Here is a 26745-nt window from a genome sequence, read left to right on the forward strand (position 1 = left end):
TTGCCTCCTGTGTTGCAGGAGGCAAATTTTTTAAAGGGTAAATTTATGAACAGACCAACTATGGCTAAGAGTTTGGCGGAACTGATTGAACATCGTTTCAGCCGTCGCCGTTTTTTGCGTAATACATTGCTGACTGGTGCTGCAGCATCGGCCACTGTCGCCTGTTCTCCGCTGGCTGGAAAATCTGCGCAGGAAGTCAGCCAGGCCAGTTTTAAATTTGATGAGATTGAACACGGATTTGGTGCTGAAATGCATGTGGCAAATGGGCATAAGGCGGATGTGCTTATTCGTTGGGGAGACCCGCTGCGGCCGGGACTTCCCGTTTTTAATCCGGAAAATATGGATGCCGATGAGCAGGAAGTACGATTCGGATACAACAATGATTATGTTGGCTATTTACCGCTGTCTGCTGATGAAGGGCAGCAGCGGGGTTTATTGTGCGTCAATCACGAATATGCACTGCCTAAGTTGATGTTTGCCGATGGCGTGGCTGACAGTGGCGAGCGCTTGCAACAGCAGGTTGCGATAGAGCAGGCCGCAGTTGGCAACTCGATAGTAGAGGTACGCCTGAATAATGGCCGCTGGCACTATGTACACGACTCACCCTATAACCGCCGTATTAATGCGCGCAGTACCAGCATCACCTTTTCCGGACCCGCTGCGGGACATGACCGGTTAAAAACACGATACGATAATACCGGGCGTCAGGTTATCGGTACTTTGATGAATTGTGCCGGTGGCATGACGCCGTGGGGAACTTATCTGACTTGCGAAGAGAATTTTGACAGCGTTTTCGGTGGCGAATTAGCGCCGGATCATCCGGAACAGCAGAATTATCAGCGCCTGGGTATTGGTGGTAAAGCCAGCCGCTGGAGTCAGACAGATAGCCGCTTTGATCTTGCCCATAATCCTAATGAGGCAAACCGGTTTGGCTGGGTCGTTGAGATTGATCCACAAGACCCGCACAGTACTCCGGTAAAGCGTACAGCCTTGGGGCGTTTCCAGCACGAAGGGGCTGAAACCATGGTTCGTGCTGATGGTCGTCTGGTGGTGTATATGGGAGACGACAACGGCTTTGAATATATTTACAAGTTCGTCAGTCGCGATGTTGTTGATCGTAACAATGCCAGTGCCAATAAAAACCTGCTGGATTATGGCACCCTGTATGTCGCACGTCTGGAAGCCAGCGGTGCATTACATTGGGCGGCCCTGCAATTTGGTATTGGCCCCCTGACCTCCGAAAATGGCTTTTATTCGCAGGCTGATGTCGTGCTGGAAGCACGGCGGGCCGCTGATTTATTACAGGCAACCCCGATGGACAGGCCTGAAGATATCGTACCGGACGAGCGCAGCGGTAAAGTGTATGTGATGTTGTCGAACAATATCAGGCGTGAAGAGACAGACGCAGCTAACCCACGTGCTAACAATCGTTTCGGTCATATTGTTGAATTAATTGAAGATGAGCAGGGAGGAGCGGCACGCTGGGAAATGCTTATCCGTGCCGGCAATCCGGATATTGCTGCGCATCAGGCAGACTTTAATCGTCACACCACCAGTAATGGCTGGTTTACCTGTCCTGATAATGGTGTGGTTGATCCGCTGGGACGTCTGTGGGTAAGTACCGATCAGGGTTTATCTGTGTCTCGCGAGACCGGCACTAATGATGGCTTGTGGGCCATGTATACAACCGGTGAAAAGCGTGGCTTAAGCCGGATGTTTTTCCGTTGTCCGGATGGCGCAGAAGTTACCGGGCCCATGTTCACGCCCGATGCCACCTCACTGTTTATTGCTATTCAGCACCCGGGAGAACCGGATTCTGAACAGGTTGATCCGTATCATCATCCACTGAACCGCTGGCCGGATTTTAATACGGCCATGCCGCCACGGCCTGCCATTGTGGTGGTGCGCCGCACAAATGGTGATGTTATTGCGTGATTAAGCTGTCCGCTGCATAGCCCTGTTCCGGGGCTGTGCAGTCCGTGCTGATTAAACAGTATCAGTGGCTGGTATTAACGGATTTTTCCGGCAGGGCGGGCAGCGTTATTTATGTGTCCGTTTTGCCCGGTTTTTATTCGGGATATTTTTTAAGGCAGCGTTCTGCCGAGGCCCGCATATTTTATGTGCTCAGATCCTGTGGCTGATCGATATCACGCACAATGCCGGGGTCATCGAGCAGCAGTTCAAACAGCTGATGGCAGTGCTTGCGCAACAGCTCGCGGGCGCCATGATCACCTTCGCAGGCCATCAGCTCACAGGCAAACTGGCGCTGAAAAGCCACCGGGTGAGCGGGCTGTTCGGGCTGGCTTTGCAGCCGTGGGCGTACAATCGCATGTTGTTTAAGGCTGTCGGCAACCTGACGGTATGTCTGGCTGTGGATAAAGGGCATATCGGCCAGCGCAATCAGCCAGCCATTCCAGTGCTGGGTGGCGTGTACGCCAAAGGCCAGACTGTGGCCCATTCCCTGTGCCGCTTCCGGGCAGATGCCCCAATCGATACTGAGCTTATCCAGAGCATCGCCCCATTGCTGATCACCGGGGCGCAGTACCACAAACAGCGGTAAACCGCTGGCGCGGATCTGCTGCAGTGTTGTGAGCAGCATCGGCTGCTGCGTCCCCTGTGGCTGGCGGATTTCGGCCAGACGCTTGTCGCCGCCAAAGCGTTCGCTCTTACCGGCGGCCAGCAGAATCACGCCAATCGGGGCATCGGTGTTGCTCATATTCAGACAGTGCTCCGCACAATCGAAGGCTGATGACAGTACCACAGCAGGCCCAAAGGGAATACGCCGTATTAGCCGCGCTGCGGACGTTCCGCCAGCAGGTGGGCAAGCACCGACAGAGCAATTTCGTATGGCGTTTTACTGCCGATATTCAGACCGATGGGCGCATGCAGGCGCTGCAGCTGTGTGCTGCTGACGCCCAGCCCGGTTAAGCGCTCACGGCGTTTGGCGGAGGTCGCCAGCGAGCCCATGGCGCCGATATAAAAGGCCTGGGTGTCGAAGGCATCGAGCATGGCCATGTCGTCGAGGCGCGGGTCGTGGGCCAGCGCGACAATAGCGCTGTGCGAATCGGCAAAGCGCTGGCTGATCAGGGTATCGGGCATGGCGCACCGCAGCTCGGCGCCGGGGGCGTCGAAGCCCTGCAGAAACTCTTCACGGTGGTCGCAGATGGTCACGGCAAAACCGGCCGGTTGTGCCAGTGCCGCCAGGTGACGGGCGACTTCGCCGGCACCGACAATCAACAGCTGATACGACGGCTGAAACGGCTGGATAAAGTATTCAGAGGTTAACCGACAGGTTTGCGGAGCATCGTGCTGCAACAGTGTCAGGCGCTGCTCTGATGCATGCAAACTCACCTCGCGCACAAAGGGCGTGCGTGAACTCAGCCAGGCCAGCATCTGCTGAATACCGGCCAGATCATCTTTACCAAGCCGCTGCAGCAATATCTGCAGATGACCACCACAGGGCAGACGATAACGCGCCTGTTCGGCGGCATTATCACCAAACAGCAGCAGCTGTGGCTGGCTGCCATCCACCTGATCGGCGCGCAGCCGGGCAATCAGATCTTCTTCCACGCAGCCACCGGACAGCGAACCTGCCATACCGAAGTCGGCCGACCAGGCCAGCAGCGAGCCCACCGGACGCGGACTGCTGCCGTAGGTGGCAACCACAGTGGCGAGCCAGACCGGGCTGCCGGCACTCAGCCATTGCGCGGCTGAGTGCAGTACATGCTGATCGGTACTGCCTGGAGCAGACGGGTGCATAAAGTGCCCTGAGCCTTACGTCAGCTGCAACGGCAGACGACGCAGACGCTGGCCGGTGGCGGCAAACAGCGCATTGGCCACCGCCGGTGCCAGTGGCGGCACGCCCGGTTCACCCACACCGGTCGGGTCGTATTGGTTGTCGGCAATATCGACCACAATCTGCGGCGCTTCCGGCATACGCAGCAGGGCGTAGTCGTGGAAGTTGCTCTGCTGTACGGCGCCGTCTTTCAGCGTGATATTGCCGTACAGTGCGGCGGTGAGGGCAAAGTTAATGCCGCCTTCCATTTGCGCGCGGATCATATCCGGGTTAACCGCCTGACCGCAGTCGACGGCGCAGACCACACGTTTAACGCTGAAGGTTTTACCCTCAACCTGCACATCGGCAATCTGTGCGACCCAGGTGTTAAAGCTTTTATGAATCGCCACGCCCTGATGGCAGCCCGGCAGTGGCCGGCCCCAGTCGGCCAGTTGCGCAACGCGGCGCAGCAGGCTTTGCGCGCGCGGATGCTGTGCCAGCAGCTCAAGGCGGAAGTTCAGCGGGTCCTGCTTCTGCTGGTGGGCCAGTTCGTCGATAAAGCTCTCGGTCACAAAGCCATTGTGCGAGAAGCCCACCGAGCGCCAGTAACCAACGGGTACTCCCGGTTCGCTGTGGATAAAGCGCACGTCGATATTGCCCAGCGCGTAAGGCACGTCGTTGGCGCCTTCGTAGCCGGAGCTGTCTTTCGGCGCCAGAATGCCTTCGCCCAGCTTGCCGGCACCGGCCAGCATCGGGAACATCAGTTTCGGCATAAAGGGATACTGCGCCGGGGCGGCATCGCCGACAAACCACTCGAATACTTTCGGGTGAGCAATGCGGTGCTGCCAGCCGCTGGCTTTGCCATCGGCGCCTATCGTTGCCTGCAGACGATGCAGGCTGGCCGGGCGATACCAGTCGTGGGCGGTGTCTTCTTCACGGTTCCAGATCAGCTTCACCGGCTGTTGCAGGCGGTCGGCAATCACCGCGCATTCGGCGACGTAATCCTGCAGGATACGGCGGCCAAAACCGCCGCCAATCCAGGTGGTGTGAATCACAATATCGTTCAGGCTGTAGCGGCTGTGTTTACCGGCCGCGACCCGCGCCATGCTGGCCGACTGGGTCGGTGCCCAGACTTCCATACCATCGGCGTCGGCCTTCACCACGCAGTTTTGTGGCTCCAGCGTGGCGTGGGCCAGATAGGGCAGCTGATACTCGGCGGTTAAGGTGCTGGCGGCCTGTTCGGCGGCGCTGTCGAAGTCGCCGTCGTCGCGTACCTGTTCGCCGTCTTCGTTATCCAGATCGCGGGCGTACTGAGCAAAAATAGCGTCGCTGCTGGGCGCGACCTCCGGCGTCTGCCACTCGATCTGCAGCAACTGCTGTGCCTTACGCGCCTGCCAGTAAGAACGGGCGACTACGGCTACTCCTGAGCGACCGGCGGCTTGCAGCGGGAATACATCAACCACACCGCTGGCGGCTTTGGCCGCGCTGCTGTCGAGGGTTTTGACCGTGCCACCAAAGGCCGGCGCGCGGCTGATGACGGCATAGAGCATGCCCGGCAGTTCAACGTCGACGCCATAGACAGCCTGGCCCGTTACTTTCTGCAGGGCATCCAGACGCTTGTTGTATTTACCGATATAGCGGTATTCATCCGGCGATTTCAGCGCGGTGTCTTCCGGTACGGCAAAGGTAGCGGCAATGCTCGCCAGTTCGCCGTAGCTGAGGGTTTTACCACTGCTGTGAATCACCTGACCGTTGTCGCAGTGCAGGGTGCTGGTGTTGTCCAGCGCCCAGACCTGAGCGGCGGCCTGCTTCAGCATTTCACGCGCGCTGGCACCGGCCAGACGGATGCGCTTAAAGCTGCTGGCCACACTGGTGGAGCCACCGGTGATCTGCAGTTTGTACAGCGGGTTATCGTAAGCGCTGCCGACGCCGGCAAACTCGACCTGTACCAGCGCCGGGTCGACTTCCAGCTCTTCGGCCAGCAGGGTGACCAGACCGGTATAGGTGCCCTGACCCATTTCTACGCGGTCGAGGATAAAGGTAATGCGGTTATCGGTGTCGATGCGCAGCCAGGCATTGCTCTGCCATTCGCCGGCGCTGACCATGCCCTGATTTTTCATGCCGATGGCGGTACAGCCGGGCAGGGCAACACTGAGCAGCAGACCACCGGATGACAGGGCGCTGGCTTTTAAGAAGGAGCGGCGGCTGAGGCCGGTGTTGGTATTGGTGCCGGTGCGTAAGGACTTATCCATGGCTCAGCTCCTCTGAATTGGTCGCTTGCGGCAGAGTGACTTCACTGAACAGCTCGCCGTTGCGCGCTGCCTGCGGATGGCTGACCGCGGCGCTCATCATGCCCGCCGCTTTATGAATGGCAGAACGGATGCGCGGATAAGTACCGCAGCGGCAGATATTGCCGCTCATGGCGTTGTCGATATCGGCATCGCTGGGATTCGGGTTGCTGGCCAGCAGGGCGGTAGCGGCCATGATCTGTCCGGACTGGCAGTAGCCACATTGCGGTACGTTCAGCTCCAGCCAGGCCTGTTGTACCGGCGTCAGCTGCTGTGGCGTGGCGTTGGCCGGGCTCAGCCCTTCGATGGTGGTGATGTTCTGCCCGGCAACCGCCGACAGCGGCATAATGCAGGTGCGGATTGGCTGACCATTCAGATGCATGGTACAGGCGCCACACAGGCCCGCACCACAGCCGAACTTGCTGCCCTTTAAGCCCAGAACATCGCGTACCACCCATAACAGTGGGGTATCGCCCTCAACATCCAGTGTGTGTTCCACACCATTTACGGTCAGCCTGATCATGGTTGCCTGCCTGTCGCTTATTTTTCTGATGGGTAAAACTCTAAGTGACCCAAGGTTACCACTGAATTAACATCAGTAAATAGCCTAAACGCAGTGTTCCGCCCAGACCGCAGAAGTCTGGTTATTCGCGGCCAGAGGCTGGCACTTTGCCGTCACTGTTGATAAGCAGTGCGCCACAATAAAAATACAGGACAATCCGATGAACAATACCGTGCTGCACCAGTACGAAATATCCCCATTCTGCGCCAAAGTCCGGCGCGTGCTGCAGCTCAAAGGGCTGGATTATCAGGTTCACAATATCGGCGCGCTGGGAACACAACTGGGTGAGGTCAGGCGTCTGAGTCCGCAGGGCAAATTACCGGTACTGGAGTTCGGTGGTGAGCGTCTGGCGGATTCGAGCCTGATAGTGCGTGAACTGGAGCGGCGTTTTCCGGCGGTTGTGCCACTGATACCAGACGATGAACAGCAGCGTGCACAGGTGCATCTGTGGGAAGACTGGGCCGATGAGAGCCTGTATTTCCTTGAGGTGTACCTGCGCTTTGCGGTGAAAGAAAACCGCGGCTACTGGGCAGGGCGTGTCTGTGCTGCTGACCCGGCCTGGTTTGCCGCCATTGCCCGGCCGATAGTGCCGGCCACCATGATGAAACAGCTGAAAGCCCAGGGCATGGGGCGTAAATCATTGGCGCAGGTACTGACGGAGCTTGATCAGCACCTGCAGATGCTGAATGCCTTGTTATATGAGCGCGACTGGCTGGTGGGGGAACAGATAACGCTGGCCGACATTGCCGTGGCCGTACAGTTACAGGCGATTGCTGCCACACCACAGGGTAAGCAGGCATTGCTGGCTTACCCTGATGTGCAGCTGTGGCTGGCGCGCAGCGGTGAAGAGCCGGAGGTATAAAACAGGGCGAATCGGGCCATGATTGGTCTGTGGTGGATCAATCCGTGCCAGTTCCGGCATCTCGGGGAAAAGAGGGCTGACAGCGGTGCAGAGCTTGTTGTAAAAACAGGCCAACGACATAGAACGATGGTTCTATATTGCTGGTAAAAATAATAATAACCTCTGACTTCTCTGAAGCTGAGGTCGCTCGTTCTCTGCACAGGTGACCCTATGAAAACAACCCTCGCATTTTCCCTTGGTATGCTGGCTTCTGCCGGTGCGCTGGCCATGAGCTCAACCCCGCCAAGCGACCCTATTACCGATTTTCAGAACAGCTGGGCAGGCAAAGCACTGGCTCATCAGCGCAGTATCGATATGAACTCGCCGCTGGCGGATAACAGCATGCTTGGCTCGCACAATACCTATAACTCTTCGGTCTACAGCGACCCGACCCGTTATCTCGATCCGCAGCAGAAGCACTCAATCTACGATCAGCTGCGTATCGGCGCACGTTTTGTTGAGCTGGATGCACACTGGACCGCGCATACCCATGGCTGGCCGTGGGAGTGGGGTACTGACCTGCTGCTGTGTCACTCCGGTATCGGCACCGAATGGGGCGATCTGCATGTGGGTTGCAGCCTGACCGACCGCCGCGTCAGCGATGGTGTGCAGGAAGTGGCCAACTGGCTGAACGACAATCCGCAGGAAGTGATCATTCTGTATTTTGAAGATCACACCGATGGTCATCATCAGGAACTGCTGAACATTCTGAACAGCAAACTGAACGGAAAAATCTACGCCAGCAATGGCTGTAAGAGCATCCCATCCAACCTGACCAAAGCTCAGGTGCGTGCCGCCGGTAAACAGGTTGTGCTGTGGAAAGACGGTGGTTGCTCGGATAACAGCGGCATGAAAAACCTCGCCTTTACCGGGCTGGGTGACATTGGCCGTACCTGGGAAGACCGCACCGCCGTGGGTGCCATTGGTGCCTTCTTTACCGGTGGTGCTGTGAGCCGTATCGAAAGTGCCGACGTGGTTCAGGCGTTTAAAAACGGCGTGAATATCGTCAACCTCGACAAGCTGACCTATAACGACAGCCGTATGGCAGCCGGTGTCTGGTCATGGGATAACGGTGAGCCAAATAACTACAACGGCAATCAGGATTGCGCCGTGCAGTGGGGTAATGGCCGCTGGGATGACGCAGACTGTAACAACAACTATCACTTCGCCTGTGAAGACAACAACGGCAACTGGGCGATCAGCGCCTGGGCTGGCCGCTGGACCGATGGTGCGCAAGCCTGTTCACAGTTAGGTGGCAGCTACCACTTTGCTGTACCGACCAACAGCAAGGCCAATGAAGCGCTGAAAGCGGTTAAAGGTGGTATGAGCCATGTGTGGCTGAATGCTTCTGACCGTGCGCAGGAAGGTAAGTGGGTGGCGAACTGAAGATTCAGACGCTGTCTCACCTGGCTCCCACGCTTTGCGTGGTAGCCCTTGCTGGCACAGTTGCATTCCCACGCAGAGCGTAGGAACGAGGAACCCGAATAAAAAAGCCCGCATTTGCGGGCTTTTTTATTATCTGGCTCCCACGCTCTGCGTGGTAGCCTGCTGGTTGCACGTTATTCAGACCCCTGCATTAACCTGCTCACCAACCACACGGCCAGCCGCTGGCTGATAACGGTTATGGCGCTTAAAGGTCGCCAGATCATTAAATGGCACGCCATTTTCTTTCATCACTTTATGCGCAGCTTTTGCCGTCAGCTGGCGGATATAAAAAGGTTCGCCAACTACAAAATGGTGAATGCCGTGGGTACTGCCGAAATTAAAACAGAATACCTGCAGCGGCCAGAACAGTGGGTTGGTTAATACCTGTGTTTGTTGCAGTACGGAATTAACGTTGCCGTAGTAGTGCATATTCGAGCTGATAAAGTTAATGCTGAACGAGCGCAGATAAAACGGCGCAATTAATACCACCACCCATTTATCCAGCAGTTCAAAGCGTGTCAGGGTTTCGGCCGACCACGCCGGAATCACACCAAAATAAGGCGCAATCAGATTAATCGCATGGTAGCCCAGTACGCTGTACCAGATGCTGGCGGTGATCCATGGCAGGGGAAAGTTCGCGGCCAGCACACGGGCAGCGTGATACAGCTTTTTACCCTTTGGCGCTTCGACCAGCGCGCGGGTGAAATTTCCAACAAAGGTATCCAGCATAATCAGCCAGCGCAGTGGTCCGAAGGTGCGGCCATTGCCGATACCGCGTTCTTCGATGTCGGCCTCGGTACCTGAGGTTTTATGATGGAGAAAATGCAGGTGGCGGCGAATCCACGGATTAATCGTACCGGGGCGGAAAATCCACACACCGGCCATCATTAAATGGTGAATCAGTTTGTTGTTTTTAAAGTATTGCCAGTGAATTAAATCGTGCTCCAGCTCATGCAGCAGCGAGGTTAAAAAAGCGACCGTCGGAATACACAGCCAGGCGCTGATCATGCCCTGCCAGTAAGCAAAGCCCGTCAGCAGAATGCCGCTGATGGCAAACAGAAAAACGCTCATACCAATAAGATTCTGATTAGCGAGAATCGGGTAGCGGCGGCGGGCATCATCACCGGCAGTACGGATAACGCTGCGGATGGTTTCAATACGCTGCGCATCGGACTGCTGCAGCGTATTTTTCCCGGACGCCGGTGAATCCGGGATATATTTTTTTATTATGCTCATAACCTGTTTCCTGTTGCGGATAATCCTGTCACTCCGGCGGCTGCGGTAAAACAGTGCAAATGGCCGCCGGTTCAGAATGCATTAGCCGCTAATCCGGTTGTTAAGGCTACCTTAAAAGCGTTAAATGGCCTTAAACCCTATTGTTTTTGTCCGAAAGACCCCGTTTATTGTCCGCACACCACTCAGGAAAGACGATGAGCCAGCTACAGCAACAGGCAATCTACCCCGGTGCAGAGTTGTTTCTGCTGAAGCAGTTTATGCGCCGCGAAGGTATTGTTCCGGCGCAGGCGCTGCTTGGTACCGGGCTGGATGAAGCACAGCTGAGCCGGGCCGGCTCGCTGGTATCGTCGGAGCAGTTCGACCGGATTTACCGCAATCTGTACCGTCTGGCGGCGCGTGCGGATTTTGGTCTGGCACTGGGGCAGGCGCTGAATCTGTCGCGCTGGGGGTTATTGTCGGCGGCGCTGTTCAGCAGCAAAACCCTGGGCGATGCACTGGCTACCGCCAATCAGCTGCGGGTGTTATTGCGCAGCCGTTTTACCCTGACGGCTGCGATGCGTGAGGGTGGTTATGATATTGAAGTGCGCAAACGCGAGGGCATGGAATATCCGCTGAATTCGGTGTTTGCCCATGAAATGCTGTTCACCAGCCTGCAGGTACAGATTGCTCAATTACTGGGCCGCGAATTTTATTTCACTGAAATTCGTCTGAATTATCCGCCACCACCTCACGCGGCAGACTATGAACGTTATTTTGCCGCTAAGGTGCAGTTTAATTCACCGGTCAGTGGTTTCCGCATCGACCGCGATACCATGCATCAGCCTCTGCCTCTGGCGAATCCGGCGGCGAAACAACAGGCCATGCTGGTGGCCGGGGCCGAACTGAAACGGGTGCTGCAGGTACAGAAGGGTGATATCGGCTGGCAGGTGCGGGCATTGATTCAGGGCAGCGAACAACGTCTGGCATTAGATGATGTTGCTGCCGGTTTAAATCTTTCGCCGCGCACATTAAGACGAAAATTACAGGAGGCGGGGCTGACCTTCCGCCAGATCAGCGATGAAGAATTACTGAAAAAATCCATGTTGCTGCTGGATGACCAGCAACAGAAAGTCAGCTCTGTGGCCAGCGCCTGTGGCTTTAAAGATCTGCTCAGTTTCCGCGAAGCCTTTAAACGCTGGAGCGGTATGACACCTCAGCAATACCGGCGGCGCTGATACGGCAGGTTCAGCGTGCAGGTATTCAGAGACTTTTTAATTCACCGATAAAACGATACCCAACCCCTGCATCGGTTTCGATATAAGCAGGTCTGGTCGGGTCGTCACCGAGCTTATTACGGATCTGGCGGATAAAAATACGCAGGTAATGGCTGTCTTCAATATGACTGTCACCCCAGTATTTGCGCAGCAGATATTGCTGCGTCAGTATTTGCCCCGGGTGCTGGATCAGCTCCAGCAATAATTCATATTCCCGCGGTGAAAAGCGGATGCGCTCACCATCAACGCTGACGGTGCGCGAGGGTAAATCCACTTTTAAATGACCGTCGTCGTAGCCCATGGGCGCCTGTTCTTTTCCACTGGTGCTGCGCAGTACCGCACGGATGCGGGCCAGTAATTCTTTTACGCCGAAGGGCTTTTCCACATAGTCGTTACAGCCGTTATCCAGTGCTTCGACTTTTTCCCGCTCGCTGTTGCGTACCGATAACACAATGACCGGCGTTTCGCAGAAAGTGCGTAATTCACGCAATACCTGCTGGCCATCGATATCGGGCAAGCCAAGATCAAGAATAATCAGATCCGGTTGCTCCAGCGCAATCTGTTCAAGCCCGCGGCGGCCGGTATCGGCTTCACTCAGCTGATAGCCCTGCGATTCCAGACTGATGGTTAAAAAGCGGCGGATCTGCGGTTCATCATCAATGATCAGAATGCGCGTCATAGCGTTCCCCGGTTGGTGTTATCCATAGGCTCAGCATTGTTTCCAGGTACGGCATTATCCACAGGCAGGCTGAGGCGGAAACAGGTGCCCTGTTCTGCGGAGCTGTAAAGAATATCGGCGCTGCCACCATGGGCGGCGAGAATTCCCTGACAGATGGTCAGGCCGAGGCCGGTGCCGCCGGTCTGTTGATCACCTTTGGCGAGGGTAAAAAACATATCAAAAATATGCGGCCAGTGTTCCGGCGGAATACCCGGCCCGGAGTCGGCAATATCAATCAGCAGACGGTTGCCGCTGGCATGGGCATTAATCTGAATATTTTTACCGGCCGGGGTGTAGCGTACGGCATTTTCCAACACATTAAAGGTGGCCTGTTCCAGCAGCGCGGCATGGACGTAGAGCAGGGGTAATTCAGGATCGATACGGGTAATAATCTGCTGGCCGTCGAGTAACGGCTGCAGGCGTTTAAGAGAAACGCTGAGTATATCGTCGATGCCGGCCCAGTCGCGCTCCAGTTTTAATTCACCCTGACCGATTTTGGTCATATCCAGTAATTTCTGAATATAACGGTCGAGGCGGCGTGCTTCCGACAGTGTATTTTTTAACAGTTCATCCTGTTGTGCTTCACTCAGGCTTGGGCGCAGATCACACAGGCTGCTGACCGATCCGATCATGGTGGCCAGTGGTGTGCGTAAATCGTGGGAAATGGATGACAACAGGGCCGAGCGTAATTGTTCGCGCTCTTTAATCACGGTTTCCTGCTGCAGATTTTCGACCAGTAATACCCGGCTCCAGGCGAGGCGCAGAATTTCGGCGGTGGCTTCAATACGGGTTTTCAGCCAGGCATTCACCGGCGCTTTCAGTGGTAACTGAATTTCGTGCAGATGCTGATCGTTGTCGCACAGTACGATATGAAAACAATGATTATCCCAGTGGCTGCTTAAACTGCCTTTCTTAACACCGTTGCGTTCGTTGCTGGCGCGGGTGTGGACAGCGGACTGAGTGTCTGGTGCCAATAAATCGGGTCGGAACAGGGCCTGTACTTCCTGCAGAAAAATATCAATCAGTTCTCCGGCCTGCACACAGGAAGCCAGTGACTGTGCCAGCATCATCTGTTGTTTGGTCCAGCGTTCGCTGCTTTGCAGGGCATCGACTTTTTCCCGTAAACCTGCGGCCAGCTGGCCGGTAACCAGCGCGACCAGAATCAGCAAAGAGGCGGTAAGAATATCTTCGCGGTGCAGAATAAACAGGGTGAAATGGGGCGCGGTAAAAAAGAAGTTGTACGACAGAAAGGAGACAACCGCGCTCAGCAATGCCGGGCGGATGGCGGTGGAGACGGCCGTGAGCAGTACCGCTGCCAGATAAAATAAAGCAAGGCTGGCGGCCGGTAAAAGATCGGAAAAAAACCAGCATACCAGCGTGGCCAGTAACGGCGCGGCCAGCGCCAGTAGCCAGTGTGACCAGCGCCACCTGCTATTATCGTTCAGCAGCATACAATCATCCCCTCCAGAATACCGGGCTCAGCAGTACCATCACGGTAAGCAGCTCCAGACGTCCCAGAATCATGGCAAAACTGAGAATCCATTTTGCGCCATCCGTTACCTGAGCAAAGTTACCGGCCGGACCAATCATATCACCTAAACCCGGGCCGACATTGCTCAGTGCGGTGGCGGCGCCGGTAAATGAGGTAACAAAATCCAGCCCGGTGGCCGCCAGCGCCAGACTGGTAATGGTCAGGGTCAGAAAGAATAAAAATGAGAACGCGACGGCCGACACCATAATATCGTCGGAGACGGTTTTCCCGTTGTAGCGGATAGAAAAGGTACCGCGCGGATGCACCAGTTTATTCATCTGATCACGCAGAAACAGCCATGACAGCTGAAAACGGAATATCTTCATGCCGCCACTGGTTGAACCAGAACAACCGCCAATAAAGGTGACAAAAAAGAACAGACAAACACTGAATACGCCCCACATGGTGTAATCCTGTGAGGCATAGCCCGTGGTGGTAATTACCGACACAATATTAAAAGCTACATGGGTGAGCGTGGTAAAAAAATCACGTTCCTGAGTCAGTGACAGCTGCAGGGTGAGCAGGAAAACCAGCGCCAGTACCACCAGTAAAAAACCATATACCTGCTGATCGCGCAGTGCGCTCAGACGCTTTTGTGACACAAAGCGGATAAACAGCGTAAACGGCATTCCCCCCAGCAACATAAACACCACCGAAATCCACAGAATGGTGCTGTTAAAGCGTCCCATGGAACTGTCATCGGTAGCGTAACCACCGGTTGAAACGGTGGTCATGGCGTGGTTAATGGCATCAAAGGGAGTCATACCCGCCAGCCAGTAGCAAAATGCACAGAGCAGGGTAAAACCACAATAGACCGACAGCAGAGCGCGGGCGAGATCGTGGAAACGCGGCAGCGATTTATCCGACCAGTCGGAGGATTCAGTCTGGAACAGACGCATACCACCGACGCGCAGAAACGGCAGAATCGACACCGCCATACCAATCACACCAAAACCCCCAATCCACTGCAGCATTGAGCGCCATAACAGAATGGAGGGCGGCAGGGTATTAAGCTGCGACAACACCGTAGAACCCGTCGTGGTAATGCCTGACACCGCCTCAAATACGGCATCGGAAAAATTCAGCGGATGGTTGGCCAGAATCAGCGGCAGGGCGCTGTAAAGTGACAGCATCAGCCAGCTCAGACTGGTCAGCAGATACAACTGGCGCGCGTTTAAGGCAAAGGGACGGTTCAGGCCCGGCACCACCAGCGTGCAGCCAATTAACGTAACGATGCAGGCCGCAAGAAAGAACGCGCGGTACTCACCGTCACCGCAGAATAAAGAATACAGGGCCGGTACCAGCAACAGGGCGGCTATCACAAAGGCCAGCAGACCACAGACAAATAAAACCGGACGAAAAAGCCTTAACACGCAGCACATCTCCCAGCGGACAGGCAACAACGCTATTGTCCGGCCGGAGGCTGTAAAAATTCGAGACAGCAAAGCGCGGGTTGCCGTAAAAATTCCGTAAGGGGAAATCAGTGAGCCAAGCCGGACCGATGATGCGACGGTAACCGGAGCAGGTTATCCGGATATTTATTTTTCAGAAGGGTTACTACCAAGCAGATGCGGTAACGCTGAGCATTTTGCTGCCCGTAATGGCAATAACTCTTTTGGAATCAATGGCTTACCGGTGCGGCACTAACCGGCCAGGCAAGAGTAAAGGTTGTTCCTCCCTGAGCTGTGCGCTGGCAGAGGGCATGGCCGTTGTGGGCTTCTGTGATGGCTTTGACGACGGCAAGGCCAAGACCGCTGCCGCCACTTTTCCGTGAGCGCGATGGTTCAACCCGGTGGAATGCTTCGAATATATGGTTTGCAGCGTCGTCGGGGATGCCCGGGCCTTCGTCTGTCACGCTCAGATAATATGTATTTTCTGCGTGATGAAGACGTATGGTCAGGGTACCGGGGTCGGCATGCTGACAGGCATTTTCCAGCAACGCCATGAGCGCCTGACGTATCCGTACGGCATCACACCAGACCTGCATTGTGCTATCGAGCAGCGGATTCAGCCTGAACCCTTTGGCGTATAACTGGGGAGCGAAAGAATCAATAACCGCATTGATTTCCTCTGCCAGCTTCACTTCGGTCTGATGTAACTCCAGATGGCCGCTATCGTTGAGGCTCAGCACACGCAAATCTTCGATCAGGCGGTTCAGCCCTTCGACTTGCCGCAGCAGTCCCTGGAACAGGTCACTGCTGGGAGTGAATACGCCTTCCGCCAAACCCTGCAGGCGACCACGCAGAATGGTAACCGGAGTGCGCAGCTCATGAGCCACGGCAGCATTCCAGAACTCGCGCTCGCGGGTCATATTCTGCAGGCGTTCGGCCATGGCATTGAAATCGCACACTAGCTGAGCGGTTTCACCCATAGAATAACGCCCCATAAAAGCGCGGGCGTCCAGCTTGCCCTCCGCCAGTTCACGCAGACTTTCCGCCACCGAGTTCAGCGGCGTAAGAATCCGCCGTGACAAACGAACAGCGACGAACAACGCCATCACCAGAGCGGCAATGATGGTGCAGACGATCCAGATCATTTCCACCCGTGAAGGTACCCAGGTTTCGGAAATACTGTCCGGCAGGTAGGCCATCGCAATGGCATAGAATACGTAAGAACCAAACACCGACAGGAAAATGATGCCCAGTGCCATCAGCGCCAGCGACTGAATGATTTGTCTGCGTAACCCGGCCACTGGCTTCATACATCATCCCCCAGACGATAACCCACACCCCAGACACTGAGGGGAACTCCCTGAATCCCTGCGGCTTCAAGCTTCTTACGCAATTTGCTGATATGGCTGTCGACCGTGCGTTCCAGGCTGTCGCCTTCAGGCAGGCAGCTGACCAGCAGTTCTTCGCGGCTGAAAACACGTTTCGGCGCCCGCATCAGGCAGGCGAGCAGCTTGAATTCCGTGAGTGTCAGATCAAGTTTCTGCTGCTGATGATTAAGGAAGATGCTTGCTTCGTAGCTGTCCAGGTCGATCTGGAACTGCCCGACGCGCAACACCTGTGCCGTGGCAGGCGTATGATTCCGCGTACGCCGCAGCACGGCCTGTACTCTGGCGACCACTTCGGCCGGGTTGAATGGCTTAACCACATAGTCGTCTGCTCCCAGACGCAGTCCCATTAACTTATCGATATCCTGATCGAGGGCGGTGAGCATAATTACCGGTGTATCGCCCCGGGAGCGGATTTCGTTCAGAACATTCCAGCCATCCAGTTGCGGCATTTGTACATCAAGAAGCATCAGATCCGGCTTACATGTCTGGTGCATGGCCAGCGCCTGATGGCCATCGGTGGCGTGTTGCGTGCGCAGTCCGCTGCGTTGCAGATAAGCAATAAGGATATCGGCAATTTCGGTTTCATCTTCGGCAATCAACACGAGTGCCGGAGTTGCCGGGCCTGCAGGAGTATTAGTGTTGGACATGGATTGCTCTGACACTGAAACGGCCGAACATTATCACTCTCTCCATAAGTTCTCCACAAAGCCTCAAGTTCATCGCAACAGTTGCCCGTCATAATTCCGTTCTGGTTCTCAGGCGCGTGATAACGCGCCATTTGGGAGAGCGCTGTTCAGCGAGGCTGAGGAGAATATTTATGTATTTCAAGCAACGGCACTTAAGCATTGTGTCGGTAGCCGTAATTGCCATGTGCGGATTGACCGGTTGTGATCCGGCGGTACCGGCTCAGGAAACGCCTCCTCCGGTGGAGGTGTCGGTGATGACTCTGGAGCCCGGAGAACTGCTGCTATCCAAAGACCTGTCCGGCCGGGTAAAGGCTGTCCGTAATGCTGAAATACGGGCGCAGGTCAGCGGTATTGTACAACGTCGTCTGTTTGAACAGGGGGCTGAGGTTAAGGCGGGAGACGTACTGTTTCAAATCAACCCGGCGGTATTTCAGGCCGATGTTGATAGCGCAGCCGCTGCTTTAGAGCGTACCCAGGTCGTTCAGAAAAGGGCTCATCATGAAGTGAATCGCCTTGCCCCGCTGATGCGTGCCGGTACGGTCAGCCGTCAGGTATATGACGATGCGGTGGCGCAACGTGATCAGGCTGTGGCTGACGTTGCCCAGGCTAAAGCAACGCTGGCACGGCATAAACTGAATTTGCAGTTTGCCCGTGTTGAAGCGCCTATCTCCGGGCGTATCGATCAGGCATTGGTCAGTGAAGGTGCTTTGGTTTCGCCGACGGACACCACCGCCATGGCAAGAATCCAGCAAATTGATCAGGTGTATGTGGACGTACGTCTGCCAGCTTCAATGCTGGAAGATATACGTCAGCAGGCTGCCTCTGACGGCCCGAAACCGGCCGTGGAAATCCTCAACAGCGATGGTAAGCCGCTTGGCATTCAGGGCCATATCCTGTTCTCCGGTATTGAAGTGGATGCCGGTACCGGCGACGTACTGCTGCGTGTGCTGGCCGAAAACCCGCAACATCGTTTACTGCCTGGTCTTTATGTCCGTGCCCGGGTTCCCCGTGCTTACTATCCTGCTGCGCTGACTGTTCCTCAGGAAGCCGTAACCCGTGCGGCGGGTGATGCCAGCGTGTGGGTGCTGGATGCTGAAGGACAGGTGCAGCCTGTCGCCATCGAGGTTGGCGAGCTGAGCGGGCGTCATTACCGCGTGGTATCCGGCTTGAATGCAGGCCAGCAGGTGGTCATCGAGGGTATCGAACGCCTGAGCCCGGCCGCGCAGGTTGTCGCGCACCCCTGGCAAAACGCCGCGGGCAGTCAGCAGCTCAGCGCTGACGCGCACTGAATTTGGAGGCGTAGTTATGTCCCGGTTTTTTATTAATCGTCCGGTGTTTGCCTGGGTAATCGCCTTATTCATCATCCTGATTGGCGTGATCGCCATCCCGCAATTACCGGTCTCCCGCTATCCCCCGGTGGCGCCGGTGTCGGTCAGTATTTATGCCTCTTATCCGGGGGCTACACCGCGGACGCTCAACGACTCGGTGGTAAGCCTGATCGAGCGCGAGCTGTCGGGGGTAAAGAATCTGCTGTACTTCGAGTCATCCACCGATGCTTCAGGCAGTGCACAGATCACGGCAACGTTTAAACCGGGCACCGACGCTGAACTGGCGCAGGTTGATGTGCAGAACCGCATCAAAGCTGTCGAGCCGCGACTGCCGCAAGCCGTGCGACAGAGTGGGCTTCAGGTCGAGTCGGCGTCTTCGGGCTTTCTGATGATGGTCGGCCTGACATCGCCCAGCGGCCAGTTCGATGAAGTCGCATTAAACGACTACATGGCGCGCAATATCGTCGAAGAGTTGCGCCGCATCGATGGTGTGGGGCGGGTACAGCTGTTCGGTGCCGAACAGGCCATGCGCGTCTGGGTCGACCCGGATAAGCTCAGCACCTATGGCCTGACCATGAACGAACTGGCTGCGGCCATTGAGCAGCAGAATGTGCAGATTGCTCCCGGACGCATTGGCGACGAACCCGCACTGCCGGGCCAGCGTCTGACCGTACCGCTGACCGTGCAGGGACAACTGACGGCCCCGGAGCAGTTCGCGGCTATTGTTCTGCGTGCCGGAAGCGATGGCTCAGCACTGCTGCTCGGCGACGTTGCACGGGTTGAGCTGGGTGCGCAGTCTTATGGGTTTTCTAACCGCGAAAACGGCGTGGTGGCGACCAGTGCGGCTATTCAGTTATCGCCAGGTGCCAATGCCGTGCGTACCGCTGCAGCCGTGCGCGAACGTCTGGCTGAGCTGGCGCCGGGCATGCCGGCAGGCATGGCTTATTCGGTACCGTTCGATACTGCGCCTTTCGTCAAGGTGTCCATCGAAAAGGTGATCTATACCCTGTTCGAGGCCATGGTGCTGGTGTTTCTGGTGATGTTCCTGTTCCTGCAGAACCTGCGCTATACGCTGATTCCGGCCATCGTCGCGCCCATTGCGCTGCTCGGCACCTTCGCCGTGATGTTGCTGGCCGGGTTCTCGATCAACTCGCTGACCATGTTCGGTATGGTGCTGGCCATCGGCATCATCGTTGACGACGCCATCGTGGTGGTGGAGAACGTCGAGCGGCTGATGGCCACTCAGGGGCTGTCGCCGAAAGAGGCGACCATGCTGGCAATGAATGAAATCACCGGGGCAATCATCGGCATTACGCTGGTACTCACCGCTGTATTTATTCCCATGGCCTTCGGCAGCGGTTCGGTCGGCGTAATTTACCAGCAGTTCACCCTGTCGATGGCGGTGTCGATTCTGTTCTCGGCCTTCCTTGCTCTGAGCCTGACACCAGCGTTATGCGCCACGCTATTGCGTCCGGTGAGCCCCGGCCACCATGAAAAACGCGGTTTCTTCGGTGCCTTTAACCGGGGATTCGGGCGTCTTACCGCAGGCTATGGTGCGCAGGTGGCGCGTCTGGTCGGGCGCAGCGGACGGATGATGGCGGCGTTCGCCGTGCTCTGTATGGTGTTGATTCTTGCCGCTCAGCAATTGCCTTCATCCTTTCTGCCGGATGAAGATCAGGGCTACTTTATGACCTCCATTCAGCTGCCCGCCGGCGCTACCAGCGAACGTACGCTGGAGGTGGTAAAGGCCTATGAGGCACACGTCGCTTCACGTCCGGCGCTCGATGCCAATATGGTGGTGCTTGGTTTCAGCTTTGCCGGTTCCGGTCCCAATGCCGCGATGGCGTTCACCATGCTCAAAGACTGGGATCAGCGAGATGGTGCTAGCGCAGCGGAAGAAGCTGAACTGGCGCAGCAGGCTATGGCCGGTAGCGTCGAAGGTACGGTGATGAGCCTGATGCCACCGGCCATCGATGAGCTGGGTACCTCTTCCGGTTTCAGTCTGTTCCTGCAGGATCGGGCTAACCGTGGCGAGGCTGCCTTGCTGGCGGCGCAGGCACAGCTGCTGGAGCTGGCTGCACAGAGCGGGATCGTCAGTGACGTTTATCCGGATGGCCTGCCGCCCGGTGAAAGTATTCATCTTGAAATTGACCGGCAGAAAGCCGCGGCCATGGGTTTGTCTTTTATTGACGTGAGCAACACGCTGTCGGCGGCGATGGGCTCGCTGTACGTTAATGATTTCCCCAATGCCGGCCGTATGCAGCAGGTCATCCTGCAGGCTGATGCCCCGGCTCGTATGCAGCTGGACGATGTACTTGATCTGCGCGTGCGCAATACCAGTGGCGGTATGGTGGCGCTGCGTGAGGTGGTAACGCCGGTGTGGAGCGAGTCGGCGCAACAGTTGCTGCGCTTCCAGGGCTTTCCGGCAATGCGTATTTCCGGAGGTGCAGCGCCCGGTGTGTCCAGCGGTGCTGCGATGGCCGAAATGGAACGTCTGGTGGCGCAGCTGCCAAAAGGCTATGCCGCAGCCTGGACGGGGGCGTCATTGCAGGAACGCCAGTCGGCGGCGCAGGCTCCGCTGCTGATGCTGTTGTCGGCGCTGGTGGTTTTTCTGGTACTGGCGGCGCTGTACGAAAGCTGGTCGATTCCGTTGTCGGTGATGCTGGTGGTGCCGCTCGGCCTGCTGGGTGCGGTGGCCGCGGTGATGCTGCGTGGTATGCCCAACGACGTGTTCTTTAAGGTGGGCATGATCACCATCATCGGCCTGTCGGCGAAGAATGCCATCCTGATCGTTGAATTCGCTCGCCAGTTGCATGCAGAGGGAACATCGCTGATCGAATCAGCGGTGACCGCCGCGCGCCTGCGCCTGCGTCCGATTCTGATGACCTCGCTGGCCTTTACCCTCGGTGTGCTGCCGCTGATGCTTGCCTCCGGCGCCAGTGCCGAAACCCAGCACGCCATCGGCACCGGAGTATTCGGTGGCATGCTCAGTAGCACTGTGCTGGCGGTGTTCTTTGTACCGGCTTTCTTTGTCTTTGTTATTGGCACGCAGGAACGCTTCAGCGCCTGGCGCGCGCAACGTAACCAACGTGCGCAGACAGGGCAAAGCCTGTGATCTGTCGGTTGCTGATCCGGCCACTGTTTCAGGAATAAGTCTGGGATTTTCTGATCAGAGGCCTGCTCAGGTTATCTGGAAATGTGCTCATCAGGAGCATCACCGCACAACAGGGTGTATTTATTTTAAGATTTTGATTTTAAAGGAAAAAATGGTGGGCCTTCCCGGGCTCGAACCGGGGACCTGGCGATTATGAGTCGCATGCTCTAACCAACTGAGCTAAAGGCCCTTGTGCGCTATCCGCTGCTTGTCTGCAGCAAATCCGGCAGTGGCTGCAGTCCTGCAGCTTTGAAAAGAGGCTGCATTATAAGCAGCTCTCAGTGTGAGTGCCACCTCTTTGATTTGCATAAGAAAAGTGTCGGGTGAGGCCACTGCTTGCCGGCTTTGGCCGGGCTGTTGTATTGATTGTTGTATCGATTGCTGTGCCGGCGGTTGTGTTGGTTGCTGTGCCGATGGTTGTGTTAGTTGCTGTAGCAGCCGTCTGGCTTACAGCCAGATCAGCAGGGCGGATAGCGTCAGCACTGACCCCAGGGTGCTGAGCAGAATGGTGCGCGAGACTACGGCGGCATCCTGCTGATAAAACTCGGCCAGCATATAGGGGCCGGTGCCCGTCGGCAGGGCGCTGAGCAATACTGCGGCACTGGCCCACAGCGGCGGCAGAGCAAACACGTAGGTGGCGAGCAGCCAGGTAAAAAGCGGATGGGCAATAAGCTTAATGCCCACCAGTGTGCCGGCGCCGCGGGTATTGCCGGGTTGTTTATGGGCGAGAAAAGCACCGAGTGAAATTAAGGCACAGGGCACAGTGGCGTCGCCGAGTAAGGTCAGCAGAGCACCGGCCACCGCCGGTACATCCAGATTCAGCAGGTTCCAGGCGATACCAATCAGTGGCGAAATTACCAGTGGGTTTTTCAGCAGGGCGATTCCTACTTTGAGCATTGCCTGACCGATTCCCCGGCCTTTCTGCAGGCTGACTTCGACACAGATAACGGCGATGGCAAACAACAGGCTGACCACTACCAGAGTGGCAATCAGGGCCGGTGCCAGGCCGTTGTCGCCGAGCACAAACAGGCATAGTGGAATACCAACGTAACCGGTGTTGGCATAGGAGGCGCCCAGAGCCTCCAGACTAGCTGCAGACAGCGGCGCACCTCGCTGGGAGCGCCACAGCAGGGTGATAACAAAGGTAGCGAGGGTGGCGAGGGTAAAGGTGAGCACAAAACCGCTGTGCCAGATATCGGCCAGCTGAGCTTTGGCGGTGAGGTTAAACAGCAGCGCCGGCAGGCACAGCCAGACCACCAGCCGGTTCAGTTCGGAAGCGGCACTTTCGCCCAGACGGTGAGTTTTGCGCAGAATAAAACCGAGCAGGATCAGGCCAAAAATAGGCGTCAGGGTATTGAGAATAAAAGACATTTTAGCGCTACGGCATTGAGTACGCTGTCAGCATAGTGGGGTGGCTCCGACGTCACAATCTGGATTTAGTCGTAGTCGTGCTGCACAGACTTGTTGTGCTGGGTTTATGTAGAGGTTGCTTTGAGGTTCAGGTTTTCCGCACCGGGTTCCGCTGCCCTTCGCGACGAACCTGCAGTTGTTCCAGCAGCCATTGCCCTGCTGGCCCAAGAGCTGTGCGGCGTGACCAGGCAACATCGATTTCCACGCCGCGCGGATAACCGGTGACAGACAGTTCCTGCAGCTGTTTGCCAAAGCGCTGCACCAGTGCTCTGGGCAATTCTGCCCAACCGAAACCGCGTTCAGCAAATTCCATTAAGGTCAGATAATCGGGGGCCGACCAGACCTGTCCATGGCTTGGCTGGCTGCCGGGAGCATAGGTACGGATCAGCAGCTGACGTTCATTTTCCAGATCCTGCCGGCGTGGGCTGGTCAGTCTGGCCAGCGGATGGTCGCGGTGCACATACAGGCTGAACTGTGCATTATCCGGCAGGCGGGCGGTGGCGACGTCGGCCGGGTACTGACTTTGCGCGGCGAGGATGCCCATATGCACCTGGCCCTTCTGAATCATATCGATGACATCGGCGCCTTCCGCCGGGCCACAGCGCAGCTCTGTGTGCGGAAAGCGTTCGGCAAAGCTGGCCATCACTTCGCCATGAAAGACGACGCTGTAGATATCGGTCATCACCAGTGACAGCAAGGGTTCAATATTAGCCGCCAGCCGCTGGGCCAGGGCATCGAGTTGTTCGCTGGCGGCGAGAATGGCTTCCACCTGCACCAGCACCTGGCGACCGGCTTCGTTCAGTTGCGGCTGACGGCCGCTGCGGTCGAACAGTGGGCAGCCAATATCCGTTTCCAGATTGGCAATGGCGATGCTGATGGTCGACTGGCTCTTGCCCAGACGCCGTGCGGCGGCGGAAAAGGAGCCGCTGGCGGCCGCCTCAACAAAGGCTTTCAGAGATTCCGGAGAGTAGCGCATGTATTGATAAAACCGATGGAAGCTATGTTTTAAGTATCTGTTTTATGAAAGATCATAGCAATTCGCTTTATTTGCCAGACAACAGACCAAGACCATGAAGACCATCCTGAACAAAGAACGAATTATTCACGCCACCGGTTTCGAGCTGATTGCCATTTTGCTGTTTACTCCGTTAATGGCCTGGGTACTGAATGCTGAGGTCGCCACGACCGGTGCTCTGACGGTAATGATGTCGTTGCTGGCGATGCTGTGGAACATGGTTTACAACGGCCTGATTGACCGTTACTGGCCAACCGACCGGCAACAGTGGCGTTTCCGCGTGCGGCTGTTACACGGTGTGGCCTTTGAAGCCGGATTGGTGGTGCTGTGTCTGCCGCTGGCGGCCTGGATGCTGGGTCTGACACTGTGGCAGGCATTCTTTGTCGAGCTGGCATTCTTCGTTTTTATTCTGCCTTACACCGTGCTCTATAACTGGGTATTTGATAAGGCGTGGGGACGCTGGCAAAGCAAAACAAAGCCGGCAGCTGTTGTTGTTTGATGTTGGCCATTGTTTGATGTTCGGTTGGCTAATAAAAGAGCATAAAAAAACCCGCACGTGGCGGGTTTTTTTATGCGCGGACGATTACTCGTCGATAAAGCTGCGCAGGTGATCGGAGCGTGAAGGGTGACGCAGTTTGCGCAGAGCCTTGGCTTCGATCTGACGGATACGCTCACGGGTTACGTCGAACTGTTTGCCGACTTCTTCCAGCGTGTGGTCGGTATTCATGTCGATACCGAAGCGCATACGCAGTACTTTGGCTTCTCTTGCGGTCAGGCCAGCCAGCACAGAGCGGGTGGCTTCGGTCAGGCCGTCAGAGGTGGCAACATCGAGAGGAGACTCGGAGTGAGTATCTTCGATGAAGTCGCCCAGATGTGAATCTTCATCGTCACCGATCGGGGTTTCCATGGAGATTGGTTCTTTGGCAATCTTCAGTACTTTGCGGATTTTGTCTTCCGGCATTTCCATTCGCTCAGCCAGTTCTTCCGGCGTTGGCTCACGACCCATCTCCTGCAGCATCTGACGGGAGATGCGGTTCAGTTTGTTGATGGTTTCGATCATGTGTACCGGAATACGGATGGTGCGCGCCTGGTCAGCGATAGAACGGGTAATCGCCTGACGAATCCACCAGGTTGCATAGGTGGAGAATTTATAACCACGACGGTATTCGAATTTATCTACCGCTTTCATCAGACCGATGTTGCCTTCCTGAATCAGATCGAGGAACTGCAGACCACGGTTGGTGTATTTTTTAGCGATGGAAATAACCAGACGCAGGTTAGCCTCAACCATTTCTTTCTTGGCGCGGCGGGCGCGGGCTTCACCGATGGATACGCGACGGTTAACTTCTTTAATTTCCGGAATGCTCAGACCAACGCGTTCTTCAACGGCGCGGATTTTCTTCTGCGAACGGAAAATTTCCAGACGGTAGGTGTCGAGTTTTTTCGAGTAGCTGTGACCGGCAGCGATCAGGCCGTCGATCCATTCGTTGCTGACTTCGTTACCCTGAAATTCTTTGATGAAGTCTTTACGGTCCATGCCGCACTTACGGGTCATCATCACCATGATCTGACGTTCCTGGGTACGGATCAGATCCAGCGCATCGCGTGCACTGTTAACCAGTGAGTCGAAGTATTTTGGCGTCAGTTTAATGGGTGCGAACAGCTCGGCCAGTTTGGCCAGGGCTTCTTCGGTTTTCTTGTGCGCACGACCATTTTTGGCCAGGGATTTTTCCATGGCGTCATGGGCTGCACGGATTTCATCGAAACGACGGGTAACTTCGGCCATGTCGATGCCGCTGTCTTCGCTGTCATCGGTGCTGTCGTCGTCATCGGTGCTGTCATCGTCGGCTTCTTCTGCGGCAGCAGCGGCTTCCGGACCGGCTTGAGGGCCTGGCTCAGGATCAACATCGGACGGATCGATAAAACCGGAGAAAATATCGCCAACGCGGTTCGGATCTTCTTCCGCTTCTCTGAATGCGTTCAGAATGGTTTCCGCAGCGCCCGGATAGTAAGCCAGGGCGGACATCACTTCGCGGATACCTTCTTCGATACGCTTGGCGATCACGATTTCGCCTTCGCGGGTCAGCAGTTCCACAGTACCCATTTCGCGCATATACATACGCACAGGGTCGGTGGTGCGGCCAACGTCGGATTCAACCAGAGCCAGGGCAGCGGCCGCTTCTTCTGCTGCGGCGTCATCGGCGGCATCAGACATAAACAGTGAGTCACCATCGGGCGCAACTTCAGATACCGGAATACCGATATCGTTGATCATGCGGATGATGTCTTCGACCTGATCCGGATTGGCAATATCGTCCGGCAGGTGGTCGTTTACCTGGGCATAAGTCAGGTAACCCTGCTCTTTGCCTTTGGCGATAAGTTCTTTAAGACGGGATTGTTGCGTGTTCGCTGACATAGAAGCCCTGTGTTCCGTTTTTTAAGGCGGAAGAAAAACGCCGAAGTATAACTTTTAACCGATCTTTAGGCCATAGGCACGACGTTAGGTTCCGCTGTTTTTGCGGATGCCGGTGCCCGTAACCGCAGGGTTCGGTTGCTTGCTTCACTATCTTCAGCAAGGTCAGTTAACGTGGGAAATCGGCCTGGCGAAAATATGCCCGGATGTGCCGATGCTGGCCTCTTGGCTCTGTCACGTTGGTTGCTGCGCTGCTGCAGTCGTTTATTGA

20 protein-coding genes and 1 tRNA gene are annotated in these 26745 nt (G+C 56.1%); 7 read left to right on the top strand and 14 right to left on the bottom strand.

Features of this window, described 5'->3' with window-relative positions:
- Window positions 1-45 precede the first annotated feature (45 nt).
- On the top strand, window positions 46-1935 hold the full coding sequence (locus HUF18_RS16910; RefSeq protein ID WP_225693030.1) for a PhoX family protein: 1890 nt from the start codon (window positions 46-48) through the stop codon (window positions 1933-1935).
- Window positions 1936-2116: 181 nt separating this feature from the next.
- Here the strand turns inward: HUF18_RS16910 and HUF18_RS16915 are convergent, their stop codons facing one another.
- From HUF18_RS16915 to HUF18_RS16930, 4 genes are all read right to left on the bottom strand, one after another.
- Window positions 2117-2716, bottom strand: coding sequence for a nucleotidyltransferase family protein (locus tag HUF18_RS16915; RefSeq protein ID WP_225693031.1), 600 nt, complete (start codon window positions 2714-2716; stop codon window positions 2117-2119).
- Between the two features lie 71 nt (window positions 2717-2787).
- On the bottom strand, window positions 2788-3759 hold the full coding sequence (locus HUF18_RS16920; protein ID WP_225693032.1) for an XdhC family protein: 972 nt from the start codon (window positions 3757-3759) through the stop codon (window positions 2788-2790).
- Between the two features lie 15 nt (window positions 3760-3774).
- Window positions 3775-6027: a xanthine dehydrogenase family protein molybdopterin-binding subunit gene (locus HUF18_RS16925; protein ID WP_225693033.1), complete on the bottom strand. Its 2253-nt coding sequence runs from the start codon at window positions 6025-6027 to the stop codon at window positions 3775-3777.
- Window positions 6020-6586: a (2Fe-2S)-binding protein gene (locus HUF18_RS16930; protein ID WP_225693034.1), complete on the bottom strand. Its 567-nt coding sequence runs from the start codon at window positions 6584-6586 to the stop codon at window positions 6020-6022. The genes HUF18_RS16925 and HUF18_RS16930 overlap by 8 nt, the downstream gene beginning before the upstream one ends.
- Window positions 6587-6785: 199 nt before the next feature.
- Here HUF18_RS16930 and HUF18_RS16935 point away from each other — a divergent pair, with 199 nt between their 5' ends.
- Window positions 6786-7487 carry a glutathione S-transferase family protein gene (locus HUF18_RS16935; RefSeq protein ID WP_225693035.1) on the top strand — a complete coding sequence of 234 codons (702 nt, stop codon included), beginning with the start codon at window positions 6786-6788 and terminating at the stop codon, window positions 7485-7487.
- A 210-nt stretch (window positions 7488-7697) separates the two neighbouring features.
- Window positions 7698-8912, top strand: coding sequence for a phosphatidylinositol-specific phospholipase C domain-containing protein (locus HUF18_RS16940; protein WP_225693036.1), 1215 nt, complete (start codon window positions 7698-7700; stop codon window positions 8910-8912).
- 177 nt (window positions 8913-9089) lie between these two features.
- On the opposite strand, the gene HUF18_RS16945 is transcribed toward HUF18_RS16940, so the two are convergent.
- On the bottom strand, window positions 9090-10187 hold the full coding sequence (locus HUF18_RS16945) for a fatty acid desaturase (RefSeq protein ID WP_225693037.1): 1098 nt from the start codon (window positions 10185-10187) through the stop codon (window positions 9090-9092).
- 194 nt (window positions 10188-10381) lie between these two features.
- Between HUF18_RS16945 and HUF18_RS16950 the strand changes: the two genes are divergently transcribed.
- The gene (locus tag HUF18_RS16950) at window positions 10382-11401 is read left to right on the top strand and encodes an AraC family transcriptional regulator (protein WP_225693038.1); all 1020 of its coding nucleotides are present in this window, start codon (window positions 10382-10384) and stop codon (window positions 11399-11401) included.
- A 25-nt stretch (window positions 11402-11426) separates the two neighbouring features.
- Here HUF18_RS16950 and HUF18_RS16955 read toward each other — a convergent pair whose 3' ends face one another.
- The 5 genes from HUF18_RS16955 to HUF18_RS16975 all read right to left on the bottom strand — a co-directional run bounded on the left by HUF18_RS16955 (window position 11427) and on the right by HUF18_RS16975 (window position 17115).
- Window positions 11427-12119, bottom strand: a complete 693-nt coding sequence (locus HUF18_RS16955; RefSeq protein WP_225693039.1) for a response regulator — start codon at window positions 12117-12119, stop codon at window positions 11427-11429.
- Window positions 12116-13609: a sensor histidine kinase gene (locus HUF18_RS16960; protein WP_225693040.1), complete on the bottom strand. Its 1494-nt coding sequence runs from the start codon at window positions 13607-13609 to the stop codon at window positions 12116-12118. The genes HUF18_RS16955 and HUF18_RS16960 overlap by 4 nt, the downstream gene beginning before the upstream one ends.
- A gap of 4 nt (window positions 13610-13613) precedes the next feature.
- Window positions 13614-15071: a TrkH family potassium uptake protein gene (locus tag HUF18_RS16965; RefSeq protein ID WP_446751466.1), complete on the bottom strand. Its 1458-nt coding sequence runs from the start codon at window positions 15069-15071 to the stop codon at window positions 13614-13616.
- Between the two features lie 239 nt (window positions 15072-15310).
- Window positions 15311-16390: an ATP-binding protein gene (locus tag HUF18_RS16970; protein ID WP_225693042.1), complete on the bottom strand. Its 1080-nt coding sequence runs from the start codon at window positions 16388-16390 to the stop codon at window positions 15311-15313.
- Window positions 16387-17115, bottom strand: a complete 729-nt coding sequence (locus HUF18_RS16975) for a response regulator (protein WP_145466438.1) — start codon at window positions 17113-17115, stop codon at window positions 16387-16389. The genes HUF18_RS16970 and HUF18_RS16975 overlap by 4 nt, the downstream gene beginning before the upstream one ends.
- A 170-nt stretch (window positions 17116-17285) precedes the next feature.
- On the opposite strand from HUF18_RS16975, the gene HUF18_RS16980 reads away from it, so the two are divergent.
- Both HUF18_RS16980 and HUF18_RS16985 read left to right on the top strand, forming a co-directional pair.
- On the top strand, window positions 17286-18443 hold the full coding sequence (locus tag HUF18_RS16980; RefSeq protein ID WP_225693043.1) for an efflux RND transporter periplasmic adaptor subunit: 1158 nt from the start codon (window positions 17286-17288) through the stop codon (window positions 18441-18443).
- Window positions 18444-18459: 16 nt separating this feature from the next.
- A complete protein-coding gene (locus HUF18_RS16985) occupies window positions 18460-21597 on the top strand; it encodes a multidrug efflux RND transporter permease subunit (protein WP_225693044.1) in 3138 nt (1045 codons plus the stop codon).
- A gap of 152 nt (window positions 21598-21749) precedes the next feature.
- On the opposite strand, the gene HUF18_RS16990 is transcribed toward HUF18_RS16985, so the two are convergent.
- The 3 genes from HUF18_RS16990 to HUF18_RS17000 form a co-directional block, all read right to left on the bottom strand.
- Window positions 21750-21826 (bottom strand) — tRNA-Ile (locus HUF18_RS16990).
- Between the two features lie 257 nt (window positions 21827-22083).
- Window positions 22084-23007 (bottom strand): AEC family transporter, encoded by a 924-nt coding sequence (locus tag HUF18_RS16995; protein WP_225693045.1) that lies wholly within the window; start codon window positions 23005-23007, stop codon window positions 22084-22086.
- A gap of 127 nt (window positions 23008-23134) precedes the next feature.
- Complete coding sequence (locus HUF18_RS17000) at window positions 23135-24022, bottom strand: LysR family transcriptional regulator (protein ID WP_225693046.1); 888 nt, start codon at window positions 24020-24022, stop codon at window positions 23135-23137.
- Between the two features lie 94 nt (window positions 24023-24116).
- Here HUF18_RS17000 and HUF18_RS17005 point away from each other — a divergent pair, with 94 nt between their 5' ends.
- Window positions 24117-24560 carry a multidrug/biocide efflux PACE transporter gene (locus tag HUF18_RS17005; RefSeq protein ID WP_225693047.1) on the top strand — a complete coding sequence of 148 codons (444 nt, stop codon included), beginning with the start codon at window positions 24117-24119 and terminating at the stop codon, window positions 24558-24560.
- A gap of 84 nt (window positions 24561-24644) precedes the next feature.
- Here HUF18_RS17005 and rpoD read toward each other — a convergent pair whose 3' ends face one another.
- Complete coding sequence (rpoD, locus tag HUF18_RS17010) at window positions 24645-26477, bottom strand: RNA polymerase sigma factor RpoD (RefSeq protein WP_145466432.1); 1833 nt, start codon at window positions 26475-26477, stop codon at window positions 24645-24647.
- Between the last annotated feature and the right edge of the window lie 268 nt (window positions 26478-26745).

This window comes from Thalassolituus sp. ST750PaO-4 (assembly GCF_020320405.1).
GTDB classification, from domain to species: domain Bacteria; phylum Pseudomonadota; class Gammaproteobacteria; order Pseudomonadales; family Oceanobacteraceae; genus Venatoribacter; species Venatoribacter alkanivorans.